An 18,658-nucleotide genomic window follows, 5' to 3' on the forward strand; every position below is an offset into this window, starting at 1 on the left:
CAAAGTCGTAAAGCTTTCTACGTTGTAAAGCTCTCTAAGTCGTAAAATTCTTTAAGTTATAAATTAAGTTCGAACAAGACGCCTGCCAACAAGGCGGGCGTCTTGTTAGTTTTATAAAGAAGGGTTTCATAAAGAAGCGTTTCATAAAGAGTCGTTGCGTAAAGAGTCGTGTCATCAAGTAAGCCTTTAATTCTTTTATCTATTCTTCTATTTATTCTCTTATTTGCTCTTTTTAATAGAGCTCAACTATTCAGATAGCCGTTATTTTGACATCCGTCTTTCAGATGTTTCAGGTTTCCTGCCGGATCGATTCTGGCTCTTAGCAGAGGTCGTACAGAATTATGTCATTATCCCGCAGACGCTTTTTTGGCTGGCTTGTCCCTTCCGCCGTTATGGGCTGGATGGGGGGCAAAGCGCAGGCAAGCGAACCCGTACAACATGCTCAAGCTTCGCAGGCCAACGGCGGCGCGGCACAAGTGAACGCCAACGCGGGTGTTGGGCGCGACGATTACACTATCCGCCAGAAATATTCGCGCGGCAGCATTGGCGCAAAGCTAAGTCATTTCATCACAATAGAAGATTTTGCCGATGAAAATAGCGCAGCCGGGGACTGGAGCACGGCGATTCGTGCAGCCATCGACTATGCCGTTCAAGCCGGTATTCATGACGTGTATGGAACAGGGACTTATACCCTCAGTCGCCCAATAGTGATTACTGGTGCATTGGCGAGCAATGGCTTGAATATCAGCCTCTCTCACCTCATTGCCAACGATAACTGGCCTTCACACAGAAGCCTGTGGGACGCCACGCCGATGATTGTTATTGGTGACGCAACCTCTAATATCACGGGCCTTAATATACGCATCAATATGTTAAACGGCGGCGGCCGAGCCGACGGGATTAATGCCCGAGGCAATGGATTTGCGCTTTCGCACATTCATATTGGTGATGCACGAAACTGTATTCGCGTAGTGGCAAACGGTGACCACACCTGGCCAAATGCGTCGGTACAGATTACCGGTGATTTTTGGACCGGAAACTGGATGGGGATTTACCTCTCCCGTGGAACGAAAGGCACGACCCCCATTTCGGAAGCGTGGAAGATTAACGTCAAGTTCATCGCCGATAACCGTTACGGCGGCATTTTGCTACGCGGCGGCTCGCAATATACGCAAATCGCTGGCGATCACGACTTTAACGGCCGTTATTTGTCGATGTTACAGGTCGACAGCCTGCAAGGCTTACGCCGTGGTATGGCGGTCAACGCGGGCGGCGAACGTTGTGAAGTGTTAATGGCGTTTGAAGACCAGCACAAATTTTATGTCATGGTGATGGAGTCTCACGACGTTTCTGTCGGCCAGGGTAAAAAGAGCAGCAGCTTCCGCAAGGGGCAAACGCTTAGTTCTTCCAGCGCGGGCGCAGCCAATCGAAAAGTCCTCGCCGTTCATCGCTGTGCCGATAATGAATCGGGTTCTAACTACGTTGATATTCTGCATGATTTTGAAGGCGAACCTTTTGCCAAAATTCAGGCGGTAATGGGTTATTGCAGTGGCATTTTCGGTTCGATGATGTACACCTCGTTTATTACCGGACAAAGCAGTTTTTCTGCGCTTACCGATAATTTGCGCGGCTTGGGTATTAGCAACTCCGGCAGTATGCTCTCGCTCTACAATAAAGCCGAAAGCGATGCACCTTTCGCCAATATCAATCCTAATTTCGTGAATTTTGATAAAAAGCTTTATATGAAGGCGCGTCTGTACGAAGGTATCGGCGTGGCACAAAGTATTGGTCGATCGCCATCGGAATTTACCACTCTGTTCAAGCTCGATGAATCGAATGAAGACAGATATATGCAGGAACTCAATCTGTATAAGGTTTATATTAAAACCGACGTGTTAGGCGTGGCGGGTGAGTTTTTAATCAGCCTCACTTCCGACCCTTCGGCGAAAGAACCTATGGTTGCCCAACCTATTATCTATAATCAGGCAATTTTCGCCTGGCGCGTATCTGGTTACGAGTTTCAGGTCCGACAGGATGCCGCCCCTGCAATGCAGTTTGTGGCTAATATATTGCGCGTATAATACTTATCTTATGCACGCGGATAATAAGTTAGACGTTTGAATTTAGTGCCCTTTTTGATATAAAAGCAGTTACCTCGGACAGGTGTTCGAATTTATCGGCCAGTGCAGGATACAACAAGGAACCCGCATATCGACCAAAATCATTGAAGCAAACGGCCTGTGCCGAAAGTGGCTGTTTAGCTACCCTTGAGCTGCTAATACTTGTTTATACAGATTTTCTTTTAAGCAAAATTCCATAACCACATTGATTGCGGGATTAACAATGTCAGAGAAACGAGACGCAACCTTAGCCAAGATAGAAACGAATTCCAATAACCTGGACCTGGGGCGCTTATATGGCGGGATCCTGGATGACCGCTGGCTGGTGGCAATTACCGTAGCAGTCATGATGGTTTTTGGTGTGATTTATTACTTCTTCGCCACCCCCGTTTATAGTACTGACGCGATGGTGCAGGTAGAAAGTAATGCCAGTTCTACCATTCTGAATGACGTATCTAAATATTTGTCCAGTGCGCAGCCAAAGTCTGATGCACAGCTTAAATTGATCCAGTCTAAATTGGTTCAGTTCAAGACTATCCGTGACTTGCATTTAGATATTCAGCAGCAGGAGCACTTCTTCCCGTTCTTCGGAAAGGGTTGGGCGCGCATGATGCACAAACCGGTTAACGAGCTGGATGTCAGCAAGCTCGAAATCCCGGCTTCCCAGCTTGGTCAGACTTTCGTTTTGAAAGTCACCGGTCCGAAAACCTATACTTTAAGCAATAAAGAAAACGTTATTCTGCAGGGTACTGTGGGTCAGGAAGTGGTTAAAGGTAGCACGACTATCTTTGTCAATTCCATGAATGCAGCGACTGGCACTACCTATACCGTGCGTAAGGTTCCGATTCGTGAAGCCTACGACCAACTGGTTGCGCGTCTGAAAGCGACCGATGCCGGTATGGATACAGGTATCATCGAACTTTCAATGAACGGTGAAAATCCTGATCACGACCAGCAGGTTCTGAACAGCATCGCCAACAACTTCCTGTTGCAGAACGTCGAGCGTAACTCTCAAGAAGCGGCTAACAGCCTGGCCTTCCTGAAAGAGCAGCTGCCGCTGGTGCGTAATGACCTTGACCGTTCAGAAGATCGTTTGAACGCCTACCGTCAGAAACGTGATTCTGTAGATATGAATCTCGAAATTCGTTCTTCACTCGACACCATGGTTAACCTGGACAAGTCGCTGAACGATCTGACCTTTAAAGAAGCCGAAATTTCTCAGCTCTATACTCCGTCGCACCCGACTTACCGCTCTCTGATTGAGCAGCGCAAAATTCTGGAAGACGAGAAAACCGCTTTGAACAAGAAAATCAGTGCCTTGCCGCAGACCCAGCAAGAGCTGATGCGTTTAACGCGTGACGTTGATTCCGAACAGGAAATCTTTGTTCAGTTGCTGCGTAAACAGCAAGAGTTAAGCATCAACAAAGCCAGTACCGTCGGCGACGTTCGTATCATCGACTATGCAACCTCTGAAGTGGGCGCAGTGTTCCCTAAACTGACCCTGATCGAAATCATGGCCGCCCTGCTGGGTGCGATGATGGCGATTATCTTCATTGTGACCAAAATCATGATGCGTCGCGGTATCGAAAGCGCACGTGAGCTGGAAGAACAAGGCATTACCGTTTACGCAAACGTCCCGTTCGCCAACAACGCAGGTCGTCTCGCTTCATTACCGTTTATCAATACGCTGGGCGGCAAGAGCAAGTACGATCGAAAAACCAAGGAAGTTCTGGCAATCACCGACCCTGCCGACTTGACTGTCGAATCACTGCGTAGCCTGCGTACCAGCCTGCACTTTGCAATGATTGACGCCAAGAACGACATTCTGATGATTACCGGTGCAGTTCCTCATGCAGGTAAGAGCTTTATTTCCGTCAACCTTGCGAGCGTTATCGCACTGACCGGCAAAAAAGTCCTGTTGATCGATGGCGACATGCGTCGTGGTTCAGCGCACGATTACTTTGGTCTTAACCCACGCGTGGGTCTGTCAACCGTGTTGGCAGGTCAGCAAGATGCGACCGACGTGATTCACACCACTGAAATCCCAACCATGCACGTGATGACTCGCGGTCGCACTCCGCCAAACCCGGCAGAGCTTCTGACCAGCAAGCGCTTCACCGATCTGCTGGAATGGGCTAATCAGAACTACGACCTGGTGGTTATCGATACCCCGCCAGTCCTGTCTGTAACCGACTCGAGCATTATCGGTCAGATGGTTGGCACCACCATGATGGTTGCGCGCTTCGAGCTCAACACCGTTAAAGAAGTTGAAGTTAGTATCAAACGTCTGGAGCAAAGCGGTGTTGAAGTGAAGGGTTGTATCCTGAACGCCATCATCCGTCGCTCTGCGAACTACTACAGCCAGAACTACAGCTATGACGCCTTCTATACTTACGAGTACAAACGTCATATCGATAAAGATTAATCTTCGGACCATCTTTAAGTTTTAGCGTAGTCGTGAAAAGACGCCTTAAAGAGCCAGACTGAATACACTCCTGCAACCTCCTGAATAATGGAGGTTGCAGGAAGCTAGACGTATTCGGGACTGGCATTTTTTTTTGAACAAACTCACCAGATCGAACGCAAAAAATGAAAAAATACATAGCGAAGTTGTTCAGCAGCGATTTTTTACGGAATATTTCGTGGAATTTCCTGGGTTATGCCCTGCCGGTGCTTGTCGCTATACTCATGATCCCGGTGTTATTGCGACACACTGGCCTCGAGCGATTCGGGGTTCTGTCGCTGATTATTGTTATCATCGGTTCGATAACAATTTTTGATTTTGGTATTACACGCTCAGTCACCAACTCGGTCAGGAAATATCTCGACGAGCAGAATGCGCCGTCGATGCTAAAAGTGATTAAAACCGGCTGGTTTATTATTACGGCGGTTATTCTGGTTGTTTCCGTGCTGTTCTGGGTGGAAAGCAAATGGATAGCCCTGCACCTGTTTAACGTCACCACGCAGGAAATACGCGACGAAGTTTCCGGCGCGATGGAGATTATTGCCTTCAGCCTGCCGTTTGTTATTGCGCAAACCGTTTTCGTTGGCGTAATGGAAGCCTTTGGTGCCTTTAAGAAAATTAGTATCGGTAAAGCACCCTTTTCGATACTGATGTACTTAGTGCCGGTGATTATCTCTTTCTATACCCCAAGCCTGTTCTGGCTGACGCTGTCACTGTGCGTGCTGCGCTGCATTATGGCAGTCGCGTTTTATATGATGATGCGCAGCGAAATCCGTAAAGTTACGCCATCCAGCGTATTTAGCGTGCCGATGACCAAAGAGATTACGCTTGAGCTGGTGAAATACGGCGGCTGGATTTCAGTAGGCAATATTATTGCGCCAATCATCCTCTATATTGACCGCTTCTTTGTGGCCTCTATTGTCGGTGCGGCCGCTTTTGCCTATTACACCACTCCTTACGACGTCGTTTCTCGCGTGGCGATTGTCACCGTCAGCGCCTGCGGCGTGTTATTCCCGGTTTTGGTCTCCAAGATTTCAACCGACGTTCGCTCTGCCAACAGCTATTTCAACAAAGTGCTGCTGGGTATATTCGCGGTGCTGGTCGTTCCGGCGGTTGCGGGCATATTCCTGTCGAAATGGTTCCTGTCAGTTTGGATTAGTCCAGACTTCGCCGAACACTCGTGGATGATTTTCTCGCTGTTCCTTGTGGGATATTTGTTGCACGGTTTGGTACAGCCGGCGTTTATCTGGATCCAAGCCTGCGGCAAGCCGTGGATAATGGCGGTAAGCATGATAGTCGACCTGCTGCTCTACATTATCTACCTGCCGTGGATGACTCACCATTACGGGATTCTTGGCGCGGCCATCGCGTGGAATATTCGCGTCGCCCTCGGATTAGTAGTACTGCATAGCCTGCGCTACTTCCTCTACCGCCGAGAGTTAAAGCGTCATCGGGTGATCAAGCCTATTAACGAGACTGTCAGCGACTAACTTTAGACGAAAACCTGAGTTAGAAATCGAGGGATTAAATCAGAAAAGCCGGTCAGCATTATTATGCTCACCGGCTTTTTTTATGGCTTTTTTATGGCTGACTCAAATCAAAACGTAGAGCGGCACGAGTGAGTTATTTATCACCAAAGTGGATCACGGTACGGATTGATTTTCCTTCGTGCATCAGATCGAAAGCCTCATTGATGCTTTCCAGCGGCAGTTTGTGAGTGATAAAAGGATCCAGATTGATGCGTCCCGCCATCGCGTCTTCAACCATGCCCGGCAATTCGGTGCGGCCCTTCACGCCACCAAAGGCGGAACCGCGCCATACGCGGCCAGTTACCAGCTGGAATGGACGGGTTTTGATTTCCTGCCCCGCGCCCGCTACGCCAATGATGACGCTTTCGCCCCAGCCTTTGTGGCAGCATTCCAACGCAGCACGCATTACGTTTACGTTACCGATACATTCGAAACTGAACTCCACGCCGCCGTCGGTCATTTCGACAATCACATCCTGAATCGGCTTGTCGAAGTCATTCGGGTTGATGCAGTCGGTCGCGCCCATTTCGCGCGCCAGCTGGAATTTGCCCGGGTTGGTATCAATAGCAATAATGCGGCCCGCTTTTGCCTGCACTGCGCCTTGAATAGCCGCCAAACCGATGCCGCCCAAACCAAAAATGGCCACGTTATCGCCCTCTTTGACTTTCGCCGTGTTATGAACCGCACCGATGCCGGTGGTTACGCCACAGCCGAGCAGGCAGACTTTTTCCAGCGGCGCTTCAGGGTTAACTTTTGCCAGTGAGATTTCGGCGACCACGGTGTATTCGCTGAAAGTGCTGGTGCCCATGTAGTGATAAATCGGCTCGCCGTTGTAGGAGAAACGGGTGGTGCCGTCTGGCATTAAACCTTTGCCCTGCGTGGCGCGAACCGCCTGACAGAGGTTGGTTTTACCGGATTTACAGAATTTGCACTCGCGACATTCAGCGGTGTACAAAGGAATAACGTGATCGCCCGGCTGCAAAGAGGTCACGCCTTCGCCGACTTCAACCACGATGCCGCCGCCTTCGTGACCCAATACTGCCGGGAAAACGCCTTCAGGATCATCACCTGAAAGGGTAAAAGCATCAGTATGGCAAACGCCGGTATGGGTAATTTTTACCAGTACTTCACCCTTTTTCGGGGGAGCAACATCGATTTCAACAATTTCCAGCGGCTTGCCAGGACCAAATGCTACGGCTGCACGTGATTTCATAACGCTTCCTAAAAAGTAGGTTTAAGGTAAATGTAAGGTGTAGATAGTGTGGATGCAGTGTGGCCCAAACGCCTCTTGGCGGATGAAGCTATTTCAAATAAGAGCGGATGAGCGTCGAGATTTCATCCGTATATTGCGTTCTTTGTTCAATCGACGGGGCGTCGGACAGCAGCGTGTCTTTCAAATGGATTTCCATCATTTCCGCCATCAATCCATTTGCCGCACCGCGAATGGCGGCGATTTGCTGCAACATGGCAACACACGGCGCATCGCTGCCAAGCGCGCGCTCGAGCGCCTCGACCTGACCGCCAATACGGCGAATTCGAGATAAAACCTTTTTCTTGTCTTCTGCGGAGTTTGGCATCGGGTGCGTCCTATATACTATAGGGGGGTATAGTATATTCATCATCAATTCAGATCAACTGTCGTTATCATTAGCTTTACTGAGTGTAGATTGGATCCCATAAAAAAGGCCCCAAATCTTAACTATCGATTTGAGGCCCCGTTTTTATTTCACTGATTTTACGAACAATTAAGTCGAAGAAATTTATCTGCCCCGTGCCGCCACGATGTCATCCGCCACGTTGCGCGGCGCTTCGGCATAGTGATGGAACTCCATAGTGTACGTTGCGCGACCCTGCGACATGGAACGCAGCACGGTCGAATAACCAAACATTTCGGAAAGCGGCACTTCGGCTTTAATAAGCTTGCCGCCGCCGCCCAAAATCTCTTCCATCCCCTGCACGGTGCCACGTCGTGAAGATAAATCCCCCATCACACTGCCCGCATAATCTTCGGGCGTTTCCACTTCAACGTGCATCATCGGTTCTAAAATTACCGGACTCGCCAAGCGGGCCGCCTCTTTAAAACCGAAAATCGCCGCCATTTTAAACGCCATTTCTGAAGAGTCGACCTCGTGCGACGAGCCGAAGGTTAATGTCACTTTAACATCCACCACCGGATATCCCGCCAACACGCCATTACTCAACGCCTCGACCACGCCTTTTTCGACCGCCGGTATAAATTCTCGTGGCACGACGCCGCCTTTCGTCGCATCGACAAAAGAGAAACCTTTGCCCGATTCCTGAGGTTCAAGCGAAAACACCACGTGTCCGTACTGCCCTTTACCGCCCGACTGGCGCACAAATTTGCCGTCAACATCGTCAACTTTTTTGCGCACCGTTTCGCGGTAGGTCACCTGTGGCTTACCGATATTCGCTTCAACGCCAAACTCGCGCTTCATACGATCGACAATAATTTCCAGATGCAGCTCGCCCATTCCCGAGATAATGGTTTGACCCGACTCTTCGTCGGTACGAATACGAAACGAAGGATCTTCCGATGCCAAACGTTGCAGCGCGATACCCATTTTCTCTTGGTCGGCCTTGGTTTTCGGTTCGATAGCCTGCGAAATCACCGGCTCCGGGAACTCCATTTTAACCAGCGTAATCAGCGCATTGGGATCGCACAGCGTTTCCCCCGTGGTCACCTCTTTCAGCCCGACACAGGCGGCAATATCACCCGCGCGAATTTCATCCACCTCATGGCGCACGTTCGCGTGCATCTGCACGATACGGCCGATACGCTCTTTACGGCCGCGCACCGGATTGTAAACGCTGTCGCCTTTCGATAGCACGCCAGAGTAAACACGAACGAAAGTCAGTTGCCCAACATATGGGTCGGTCATCAGTTTAAACGCCAACGCAGAAAACTTTTCGCCGTCGTCAGCCTGCCGATGCACCTCATGACCGTTTTCGTCTGTGCCCACTACCGGCGGGATATCCAGCGGTGATGGCATCAATTCGATAACGGCGTCGAGCATCCGTTGCACGCCTTTGTTTTTGAATGCGCTGCCACACAGCATCGGCTGAATTTCACCGGCTACTGTTCGCTGACGCAAGCCAAAGGTTATCTCTTCTTCCGTCAACGTGCCGCCGTCGAGATATTTGCTCATCAGCTCTTCAGTGGCTTCCGCTGCGGCTTCGACCATCTTTTCGCGCCACTCTTCGGCCAGCGACTGTAACTCGGCCGGGATAGGCGCATAGCTGAAGGTCATGCCCTGCGTGGCGTCATCCCAATAAATTGCCCGCATCTTGCGCAGGTCAACCACGCCGCTAAAGTGCTCCTCGCTGCCGATTGGAATCACGATCGGTACCGGATTGGCTTTCAAACGATCGACCATCATCTGCCGAACGCGGAAGAAATCGGCACCGGGCCGGTCCATCTTGTTGACGAAAGCCAGCCGAGGCACGCGGTATTTATTCGCCTGCCGCCACACGGTTTCGGATTGCGGTTGCACGCCACCGACTGAGTCGTAAACCATCACCGCGCCGTCGAGCACGCGCATCGAACGTTCGACTTCGATAGTGAAATCCACGTGACCCGGCGTGTCGATAATATTGATTCGGTGCTCGTCGAAGCCGTGATCCATCCCGCGCCAGAAACAGGTTACCGCCGCCGAGGTGATGGTAATGCCGCGCTCCTGCTCCTGCTCCATCCAGTCCGTCGTTGCTCCACCGTCGTGCACTTCGCCTAATTTATGGTTCATGCCGGTGTAGAACAGGATGCGCTCGGTGGTCGTAGTTTTACCGGCGTCGATGTGGGCCGAGATACCGATATTGCGGTAGCGCTCGATAGGAGTTTTGCGAGCCATATAATGTCCTTAATAGAGGATGGCCGATTTCAGGCGGGATTTATTTCCCGTCGACGAGTGTCTTTAATCAAGACGTGTTAACAATGCTGGATACAAAATACAATTGTACGAGTATATACGTACAATTGGTTTTTGCTATTAATTCCATCGTCGCAAAACACATCGTTTCTAAAGATTCAATTTACACCTTGCCGCGAAGATTTTTCATCCACCGCTTCACGCTTTTTCACTTGCGATTGATAACGCAAATCGAGAAACTCGAAAGTTGAAATAACCCCACAAATCATGGTCATAAGAAAACCGTATGACCCTAAGTAAAATTTTTTCCTTATATTTACCCCTGATTGTGACAGTTCAATGACACAACGAAAATGATAAGGCTCGTCAATATCAACAACGATAGGTAATGAGGCAGTCAATGTAACTACTTCCACTCTTTGCCAGGCCACTGGGTCGGCAAGCACATATTTGGCAGGAAACTTATGAATCATTCTTCTACAGCGCGCTCTTCTCTTGGTAATAGCCTGACAGGTCCTCAGGTCACCATGATTTCTATAGCAGGGATTATTGGCGCGGGCCTATTCATCGGCTCTTCAAACGCCATTGCCACCGCCGGCCCGGCGATACTCATTTCTTATGGCCTCACCGGATTGCTGGTTCTGTTAGTGATGCGCATGCTCGGCGAAATGGCTGTGCTTCAACCCGATTCGGGCTCTTTTTCGACCTACGCTACCCGTGCAATCGGTCACTGGGCAGGCTTTACCATCGGCTGGCTATATTGGTGGTTCTGGGTATTGACCATTCCCGTTGAAGCAATTGCAGGGGCCAATATCCTGCATAACCTCTTCCCGGCTGTCGCGTCGTGGGAATTTGCCGTTGCCATCATGGTGCTGCTGACCGTGACTAATCTCGCCAATGTGAAAAGCTTCGGCGCTTTCGAATTCTGGTTCTCGATTATCAAAGTCGCGGCGATTATTGCCTTTATCATTATCGGATTGATTGCGGTTTCGGGTTACTGGCCGCTGGCAAACGTACACGGGGTTTCGCGTCTTTATAACCAAGGCGGATTCATGCCTCACGGATTCGGCACGGTATTGGGTGGCGTATTAGTCACTATTTTCTCTTTTTTCGGCGCTGAAATCGTTACCATTGCCGCCGCCGAGTCAAAAGACCCTGCCAAACAGATCCGTCGTTCGACTAATTTGATGGTCTGGCGTATCGCGCTGTTTTATCTGCTGTCTATTTTTCTGGTGGTGTCACTGGTGAGCTGGAATGACCCGGCGCTAAAATCACAGGGAACGTTCCAGTTTATGTTAACCTCGCTTAACCTGCCGGGCGCCAAGCTAATCGTTGATATTGTTGTATTTGTGGCGGTTTGTAGCTGCATGAACTCGGGCCTTTATACGGCTTCCCGCATGCTGTTTTCACTGGCACAACGCGGCGACGCACCTGCGCGCGTTAAAAAAATCTCTGCCAATGGCGTGCCCTCTCTTGCCGTCCTGGCCTCAACGCTGGCCGGTTTTGCGGGTTGTATCGCCAATTACGCCTTCCCGAATCAGGTCTTTGATTTTCTGCTTTCGACCACCGGCGCGATTGCGCTTATCGTTTATCTGGTGATCGCCGTGTCGCAATTGAGAATGCGTACCCAGCTTGAACGCAATGGCATGTCGCCTGATTTCAAAATGTGGCTGTTCCCTTGGCTCACCTGGTTTGCGATTTTCATTATCGTTGCGGTATTAGGTTATATGGTCATATCGCCGGATTATCGTTATCAAACGCTAATGTCTTCACTCGTCACGTTGATAATGGTGTCGTTTAGCCTATATGTGACTCGCCACCGCAAGGCAGTGAAAGGCGTTGAGTTACTCGGAACACAAAAAAGCCGGGCTGCGCTTAATCGTTCATAAACATAATCGTTCATAAACATAATCGTTCATAAACAAAGTGTGCGTTCCTCATCATCCTTGAAAGGTGTTTGATGCCGAATGCACAGAGATTCACTAAGCTTGAGATATAAAGGGAATAAATGATATCAGGCCGAGGAATCATGATGAGTAATGAATTGATCGCCCCAGATGAAATTCGCGACCGCTTTTCGAAAGCCATGTCGCAGATGTATCAGCAGGAAGTGCCGCAGTACGGCACCCTGCTGCAAATTGTTAAAGAGACTAATGCGGTCTATTTAAACCAGCATCCGAGCACCTTTTCACAGGATGTAAAAGCCGCAGAATTGAATCGGCTGGAGGTTGAAAGGCACGGCGCCATTCGCCTGGGCACGGCGGCCGAGCTTGCCACCATGAAAGATTTGTTTGCCGTTATGGGTATGTCGCCGGTGGGATATTACGACCTTTCGGCGGCGGGCGTTCCGGTACACTCGACGGCGTTTCGGCCCATTTCCGAAGATTCGCTGCGCATTAATCCGTTCCGCGTTTTCACTTCGCTTTTGCGTATGGAACTGATCGAAAATGAAACACTGCGCGAACAAGCACGCCAGATTCTCGAACAGCGTGACATTTTTTCGCCAAGAGTTCGTGAGCTGATTGCCCAGCAGCAGCAGGCGGGTGGTTTAACCGATGCCGAAACCAATGAATTTGTTATTGAAGCGCTTAAAACATTCCGTTGGCACAGCGAGGCACAGGTTTCGTTGGCTACCTATAATGCCCTGCTCGACCATCATCGTTTGATAGCCGACGTGGTCTGCTTCAAAGGTCCGCATATCAATCACCTCACGCCGAGAACGTTGGATATCGACCTCGTGCAGCGCGTGATGCCTGACTACGGCATTACCCCCAAAGAGGTGATCGAAGGTCCGCCTCGCCGACAGGTGCCGATTTTACTGCGTCAGACCAGTTTCAAAGCGCTAAGCGAACAGATTCGTTTTATCGATGAACACAGCGGAAAACACACCGCGCGCTTCGGTGAAATTGAACAACGGGGTTTAGCGCTGACGCCCAAAGGCCGCGCGCTCTACGATCAGTTGCTGTTGCAAGCTTCTGCTTCAGGTAACAAATTGGACAACGATAGCCACCAGCGCCATATGGAAGCGGCCTTTGCCGATTTTCCAGACGACGCCGAACAGCTGCGCAGTAAAGAGCTGGGCTACTTCCGTTATCATTTGACGCCCGGCGCGACTATCCCCGAACACAATGTGTCGCGCGATAATCTCGAAGATCTGATTCATGCCCGGGTGGTGATTTTCGAGCCGATAATCTATGAAGATTTTCTGCCCGTTAGCGCAGCCGGAATTTTTCAGTCTAATTTGGGCAGTGACAAAAGCGCGGTCAGCAGCGGCAATCCGAATCAACAGGCTTTCGAAAGCGCTCTTGGCTGTAAAGTAGTAAATGAATTTTCGCTTTATGCCGCTATTCAAGAAGCGTCGTTACGCCATATTTTCGATGACTGAATCGGGTTAATTCACGAGAATGCCCGTGACTGCGGGCTTTCTTGACTTCAACTTTATAAGCTGTAACTATCCTCATCATTATCGAATAGCCCATTCATTCTGCAAACAGCGCCTTTTCGGCCTATTAGCCATCCTGCGACGGAAACCTTTTTACTCAAAATGATTGCCAATCATCCCGAACGCGAGCAGATTCGCCTCGAAAATGTGCTGAACGCTCTAGGAAATCCGCTGCGCCTTGCCGTGGTGCAAATATTAGCTAACGGCGGCGAACACGCCTGTGGAACCTTGCTGCAAGGCCAGTCGAAGTCAACGCTGACTCACCATTGGCGCGTGCTGCGCGAAAGTGGCGTTATCTGGCAGCGTCCGGACGGTCGCGCCAACCTGCTTTCGCTTCGTCGTGACGATCTCGACGCCCGCTTCCCCGGCCTGCTCGATTCGCTGCTGCACGCCGTGGCGCACGACAGTATCACAGTCGAATCCACTGCACGTCATCTGCGCGAAGAGGACTAATACCTGACGATTTTCACGCTTTCGTTTTCATTAACATCATTATTTACTAATAGATTAGCGCTGATTCTCCTCTTCTAACTGGCCTTTGACTAACTCACCAAACGTGGCGATCATCGCCGAACTCTGGCTATCTTTTCTCTGCGCCAGATAGAGCGGCGCGTGCAGTTCGGCCTCTTCTGAGAGCGGCAAATAGACCACGCCATCGCCGCCGAGGCGAACCATGCAGGCGGGAACAATCGACACCCCTAATCCCGCCCCAACCAAACTTAAACACGAGGTTAAACGCGGCGCTTCCTGCACGATTCGTGGGCTAAATCCCGCGCGATAACAGGCGGCGAGAATGGCGTCATAAAGCCCTTGCCCTGCGGGTCGGCGATAGAGAATGAAGCCTTCGTTAATTAACGTTTTCAGCGCCACGGGTCCGCGATGACGCTGCGCCAAAGGGTGGCCGACGGGCAACGCGACCCTCATCGACTCCTGTAAAATACGCTCGATTTTAAGCTCGGGCATGCCTAATACCGGCGTGCGGACAAATGCCACGTCGAGCGTGCGATTGACTAAACCCTGCAATAACTCAGTACTGCCCGCCTCTTCAAGCTGCGCCGTAACCTGCGGATAAAACTCGCGATAACGGCGTAATACGTTGGGTACGAAAGCGTGCAGCGCCGCCGAGCTGGTAAAACCAATCCGAATATTTCCCTGCTTGCCTTCCGTTGCGCGCTGCATGGTCGCACTCAGACTTTCTGCGCGGTCCAGCAAAGCCTTAGCCTCTTTAAACAACACTTTGCCAATGTCGGTCGGTTCCACACCGCGCGGAAACCGCTCCAACAGCTTGACGCCAAACTCTTGTTCAAGACTTTGCAGTAAACGGGTCAGTGGCGGCTGCTGAATAAACAGTCGTTGAGCAGCGCGGGTGATATTGCCCTCTTCTACCACCGTGACAAAAGCCTTTAGCCTTCGTAAATCAATCGTCGCCATACCTTTTAGGTATCCTTTATGTTGTTCAAATGCATTAGACAGCGGCACACTCCCGCTGGCATCATACTTAAAAACCATACCTTATCTAATTTTAAACACAAACAGAGCGCTGTCATGTCCGTACCCGCTGCTAAACATGAAAATGAAAGTCTGACAAATGATAGCGTGCCAAACGAAAGTCTGGTGAGCAGCGAAACGCTGGCCGACGCGCCTGACTGCCGCGCGCTCTTTATGGGTTTCTTTATTTTGGGCCTAACGGGTTTTGGTGGCGTACTGCCAATGGCGCGACGAATGATTGTCGAGAAAAAACGCTGGTTAAGCGGCGACGAATTTACCGAACTGCTTGGCCTGTGCCAATTCCTGCCCGGCGGCAACATCATCAATTTGTCGGTGGCGATGGGCAATGATTTTCGTGGATTACGCGGCGCGTTAGCGGCGATTTTAGGGCTGATTTGCGCGCCGACGGTGATTGTGGTCGGGCTCGGTTTAGTCTATGCCCGCTATCAGAATGATGTGATTGTTGAACACCTATTTGCCGGACTGGCGGCGGGAGCAGCGGGATTACTGCTGTCGACCGGCATCAAAATGCTGCTGCCCCTGAAAGGTAAATGGATGGCGCTGGCGATTGTCGCCATAGGAATTATTGCCATTGCGGGACTGAGACTGCCGATGCTGTTAGTGATGCTGGTGCTCGCGCCCGTCAGTATTTTGCTGTACTGGAGAAGCCAGAAATGATCGGCGTTCTGATTACCCTCGCGCTGTTATTCACTCAACTTTCGGTGATGGCGTTTGGTGGCGGCAATACTATTTTGCCCGAGATGCAGCGTGAAGTGGTGCAGAATCATCATTGGATGAGCGCACAGGAATTTAGCGCCCTGTTTGCATTGGCGCAGGCGGCTCCAGGTCCGAATATGATGATAGTGCCGCTGATTGGCTGGCAAGTCGCCGGTTGGGCCGGATTGCTAGTTTCATCGCTGGCCAAATTTGGCCCTTCATCCATCATCACGCTTATCGTGATGCGCAGCTGGAAACGTTATAAAGATAAACCTTGGCGTCGCATTGTGCAGAGCGGCTTGGTGCCGGTCACTGTCGGTCTGGTGGTCTCCAGCGGCCTGCTTATTGCCGAAGCCTCAGCGACCAGCGTGGCGCTCGGTGCCATTATCGTGCTCTGTACCGTGCTGGCGATGAACAAAAAACTGCATCCGCTGTGGGTGCTGGCAGTCGGCGCCGTCCTCGGCCTGATTTTTGCCTGAATTTCATAGCATTAATTTCGGTTTCGTTCAGAAGCCTGTACTTTCGGTTTCATTCAGAAACCCCGCGTTGCGACAATCGACAGGCAGCCTCACGGAAGAAGCTCTTGTCGGTTGACCCCCTTTTGTTCTTCGATCATCGGCCTTTTCGAATGAGATCTTTTAAGTAAGAGCCTTTTCGAATAAGAGTCCTTTCAAACGAAAGCCTTTCAAACGAAAAAAGCTGCCCAAAGGCAGCTTTCGTATCGATAGCAGAATCAAGGTTAGTGAGGGATTTCCGACACTTCTTTGACGTCCGCTTTATTGATTTGCTTTTTCATGCCCCAGGCATCGGTGTAACCCAGCATGCCTGCATCGGTATCCATCGGCTTGCCGTCGGCGACAATCGTGCGCGCATCATTGGTATGAATCGCATAACTGGTGCGGGTACATCCTGTCAGGGCAACAACAGACAGCACAGCTGCAAGCGGAAGTAACATTGCCTTTTTCATGGTCATCTCCTTTGGTTAGTTATCTAATTCACTCATGTTGCTAATCTGGTCGCGATTGATTTGTTCAGTCTGACCGGTTTGCGCGTTTTTATAGGACACCAGACCCGTGTCGCTATCTACCTGCGGTTTACCGTCGGTCACAATAGTGCGGCCATCGGTGGTTTTGATTGACTGATTCGAGGAGCAACCTGTCAGAGTTACTACAGAAAGTGTGGTCAGCATGAGAGCGGCAAGCATTGATTTTTTCATAGTTTCTTCCTTAAAGTGAAATTCGCTGGCATTTACTTAGTGTAGTAACTTTTTACGTTTTAGCTTTTCCAACATGCCAAAAAAGCATTTACTCCTTAATCCAGACGCTAACGCTGCCCGCTTTGCAGCCAAAATGTCCGCTGCCTTCCTGATTGCATTCGACCTGATAATCCGCGTTGCCGGTAATATCTTTCCACACGCTGCCGGTAAAGCTGTCGCCCAAAATAATGTCTTTAAACCCTTCGTCGCCGTTGGACATGACTACTACGCAACCCGGTTTCTCGGCGGTGCCGCTGCGAACGAAAGCGATACAGTTAGCGTCATCGAGGTAGTCGGTCTGGATCCCCCATGCATAGTCCTGACGCGCTTTCAGCAACGCGGGCAATACGTCGACCGCAGGCAGGTCAATCTGATGTGTTTCGCCGTCATCGCCGGTATCTTCATACTGCGCGCTAAACAAATCGGGATAAAATACGGCGGGTAAACCTTGTTCACGCAGCAGGATCAACGCGTAAGCCAAAGGTTTGAACCACGGCTCAACCGGAATTTCCAGCGACTGCAACGGCTGGGTATCGTGGTTGGCAACGATAGTCACTGCATGCCACGGGTCGGCCTGTACCAAGGTGTTATCAAAGATTTTGGTGAGGTCGTACTCTTTACCCTGTTTGGACGCATGGTGGAAATTGAGCAGCAATGGCGCATCGAACAGCATGGTTTTGCCGTCAACCTGGTGTATATATTGCTGGAGCCGGTCGAGTTCAAAAGTCCAATATTCCGCAACCAGATACATAGGCTCGACGGCGGCTTCCTGTAATTTGTCGATCCACTCTTTATAGAACCAGGCCGGAATGTGTTTGACCGCATCCAAACGAAAACCGGTACATGGCACCTGTTCCATAATCCATCGCGCCCAGTAGTGCAGCTCTTCACGAACGGCGTTGTTCCGAAAATCGATATTTGCGCCCATGAGATAATCGAAATTACCGAATTCGTCATCGACTTCGGTATTCCAGCCTTCGGCGGTGTATTCGTTCACAATCTTGAAGACACCATTTTCATCTGGATTTTCGATGTGATCGACACCGCTAAAGCACTGGTGATTCCAGACGAATTTTGAATATTCGCCCTGACGCGCATCAAAGGTAAACTTGGTCCAGGCTTCGGCTTGAACACCTTCGGGATCAATTTCGTCGCGGTTATCTTCGTTTACGCGATTGACGAGGATCTGTTCTTTCTCATCGGCACCCATTTTATGGTTGAGCACCACGTCGAGCAGGACCCCAACATTGTGGTCACGCAATTTTTGCACGGCGGCAACAAGCTGTGTTTTATCACCGTATTTGGTAGCGACGCTGCCTTTCTGGTCAAATTCCCCGAGATCGAATAAGTCATACGTGTCGTACCCCACGGAAGCTGACCCTGCCGCGCCTTTGTAAGCCGGAGGAAGCCAAACCATGGTAATGCCGGTATTCGCCAGCCATTCTGCCTTTTCGGCCACTTCCGGCCAGAGTTTTCCGCCTTCAGGGTAATACCAATGAAAGAACTGTAGCAGCGTTGGATTTTCCATTTACGACCTTCAGAGTGGGCCCTTCGAGTGAAGGGGAACTTAATTAATAGACGAAATCCTGAAAAAATTAACAACAAAGGGGTTTTTATTTTAGATTGAAATCTAAAGGCAACTTTTTAAGTTCAAGTTCTTGAGTTCAAGTTCAATTCAACTGCATGCGCTTCGCTTACTGCGCGGCGGCGCAGACCGCCCAAAGAGGCGCAGTCTGCACTGAACCCCAAAACTTGGACA

16 protein-coding genes are annotated in these 18,658 nt (G+C 50.3%); 8 read left to right on the plus strand and 8 right to left on the minus strand.

Features of this window, described 5'->3' with window-relative positions; translation table 11 throughout:
- The first annotated feature begins 341 nt into the window (after window positions 1-341).
- The 3 genes from SC206_RS01115 (at window position 342) to SC206_RS01125 (ending at window position 6,074) form a co-directional block, all read left to right on the plus strand.
- Complete coding sequence (locus tag SC206_RS01115; RefSeq protein ID WP_332733319.1) at window positions 342-2,081, plus strand: hypothetical protein; 1,740 nt, start codon at window positions 342-344, stop codon at window positions 2,079-2,081.
- Window positions 2,082-2,343: 262 nt separating this feature from the next.
- Window positions 2,344-4,545: a polysaccharide biosynthesis tyrosine autokinase gene (locus tag SC206_RS01120; RefSeq protein WP_332733321.1), complete on the plus strand. Its 2,202-nt coding sequence runs from the start codon at window positions 2,344-2,346 to the stop codon at window positions 4,543-4,545.
- Window positions 4,546-4,709: 164 nt separating this feature from the next.
- Window positions 4,710-6,074: a flippase gene (locus tag SC206_RS01125; RefSeq protein ID WP_332733323.1), complete on the plus strand. Its 1,365-nt coding sequence runs from the start codon at window positions 4,710-4,712 to the stop codon at window positions 6,072-6,074.
- Window positions 6,075-6,207: 133 nt separating this feature from the next.
- Here the strand turns inward: SC206_RS01125 and SC206_RS01130 are convergent, their stop codons facing one another.
- The 4 genes from SC206_RS01130 to SC206_RS01145 form a co-directional block, all read right to left on the minus strand.
- Entirely contained in the window at window positions 6,208-7,326 is a 1,119-nt protein-coding gene (locus SC206_RS01130; protein ID WP_332733325.1) for an S-(hydroxymethyl)glutathione dehydrogenase/class III alcohol dehydrogenase, read from the minus strand.
- Window positions 7,327-7,414: 88 nt separating this feature from the next.
- A complete protein-coding gene (locus SC206_RS01135; protein ID WP_332733327.1) occupies window positions 7,415-7,690 on the minus strand; it encodes a metal/formaldehyde-sensitive transcriptional repressor in 276 nt (91 codons plus the stop codon).
- Window positions 7,691-7,873: 183 nt separating this feature from the next.
- On the minus strand, window positions 7,874-9,979 hold the full coding sequence (fusA, locus tag SC206_RS01140; RefSeq protein ID WP_332733329.1) for an elongation factor G: 2,106 nt from the start codon (window positions 9,977-9,979) through the stop codon (window positions 7,874-7,876).
- 176 nt (window positions 9,980-10,155) lie between these two features.
- Window positions 10,156-10,470, minus strand: coding sequence for a hypothetical protein (locus tag SC206_RS01145; RefSeq protein ID WP_332733331.1), 315 nt, complete (start codon window positions 10,468-10,470; stop codon window positions 10,156-10,158).
- Here SC206_RS01145 and SC206_RS01150 point away from each other — a divergent pair.
- From SC206_RS01150 to SC206_RS01160, 3 genes are all read left to right on the plus strand, one after another.
- The gene (locus tag SC206_RS01150) at window positions 10,462-11,886 is read left to right on the plus strand and encodes an amino acid permease (protein WP_332733333.1); all 1,425 of its coding nucleotides are present in this window, start codon (window positions 10,462-10,464) and stop codon (window positions 11,884-11,886) included. The genes SC206_RS01145 and SC206_RS01150 overlap by 9 nt on opposite strands.
- Window positions 11,887-12,029: 143 nt before the next feature.
- Window positions 12,030-13,382, plus strand: coding sequence for a 2-oxoadipate dioxygenase/decarboxylase HglS (gene hglS / locus SC206_RS01155; protein ID WP_332733355.1), 1,353 nt, complete (start codon window positions 12,030-12,032; stop codon window positions 13,380-13,382).
- Between the two features lie 159 nt (window positions 13,383-13,541).
- Window positions 13,542-13,892 carry an ArsR/SmtB family transcription factor gene (locus SC206_RS01160; protein ID WP_332733335.1) on the plus strand — a complete coding sequence of 117 codons (351 nt, stop codon included), beginning with the start codon at window positions 13,542-13,544 and terminating at the stop codon, window positions 13,890-13,892.
- Between the two features lie 54 nt (window positions 13,893-13,946).
- Here SC206_RS01160 and SC206_RS01165 read toward each other — a convergent pair whose 3' ends face one another.
- A complete protein-coding gene (locus SC206_RS01165; RefSeq protein WP_332733337.1) occupies window positions 13,947-14,870 on the minus strand; it encodes a LysR family transcriptional regulator in 924 nt (307 codons plus the stop codon).
- Between the two features lie 114 nt (window positions 14,871-14,984).
- Between SC206_RS01165 and SC206_RS01170 the strand changes: the two genes are divergently transcribed.
- Together SC206_RS01170 and SC206_RS01175 are read left to right on the plus strand one after the other, a co-directional pair.
- Window positions 14,985-15,605 (plus strand): chromate transporter, encoded by a 621-nt coding sequence (locus SC206_RS01170; RefSeq protein ID WP_332733339.1) that lies wholly within the window; start codon window positions 14,985-14,987, stop codon window positions 15,603-15,605.
- Complete coding sequence (locus SC206_RS01175) at window positions 15,602-16,123, plus strand: chromate transporter (RefSeq protein WP_332733341.1); 522 nt, start codon at window positions 15,602-15,604, stop codon at window positions 16,121-16,123. The genes SC206_RS01170 and SC206_RS01175 overlap by 4 nt, the downstream gene beginning before the upstream one ends.
- 260 nt (window positions 16,124-16,383) lie before the next feature.
- On the opposite strand, the gene SC206_RS01180 is transcribed toward SC206_RS01175, so the two are convergent.
- The 3 genes from SC206_RS01180 to amyA all read right to left on the minus strand — a co-directional run bounded on the left by SC206_RS01180 (window position 16,384) and on the right by amyA (window position 18,427).
- Window positions 16,384-16,611 (minus strand): YgdI/YgdR family lipoprotein, encoded by a 228-nt coding sequence (locus SC206_RS01180; RefSeq protein WP_332733343.1) that lies wholly within the window; start codon window positions 16,609-16,611, stop codon window positions 16,384-16,386.
- A 15-nt stretch (window positions 16,612-16,626) separates the two neighbouring features.
- Complete coding sequence (locus SC206_RS01185) at window positions 16,627-16,860, minus strand: YgdI/YgdR family lipoprotein (RefSeq protein ID WP_332733345.1); 234 nt, start codon at window positions 16,858-16,860, stop codon at window positions 16,627-16,629.
- Between the two features lie 88 nt (window positions 16,861-16,948).
- Window positions 16,949-18,427 (minus strand): alpha-amylase, encoded by a 1,479-nt coding sequence (gene amyA / locus SC206_RS01190; RefSeq protein WP_332733347.1) that lies wholly within the window; start codon window positions 18,425-18,427, stop codon window positions 16,949-16,951.
- Between the last annotated feature and the right edge of the window lie 231 nt (window positions 18,428-18,658).

Source organism: Rouxiella sp. T17 (genome assembly GCF_036663475.1).
Classification (GTDB): domain Bacteria; phylum Pseudomonadota; class Gammaproteobacteria; order Enterobacterales; family Enterobacteriaceae; genus Rouxiella.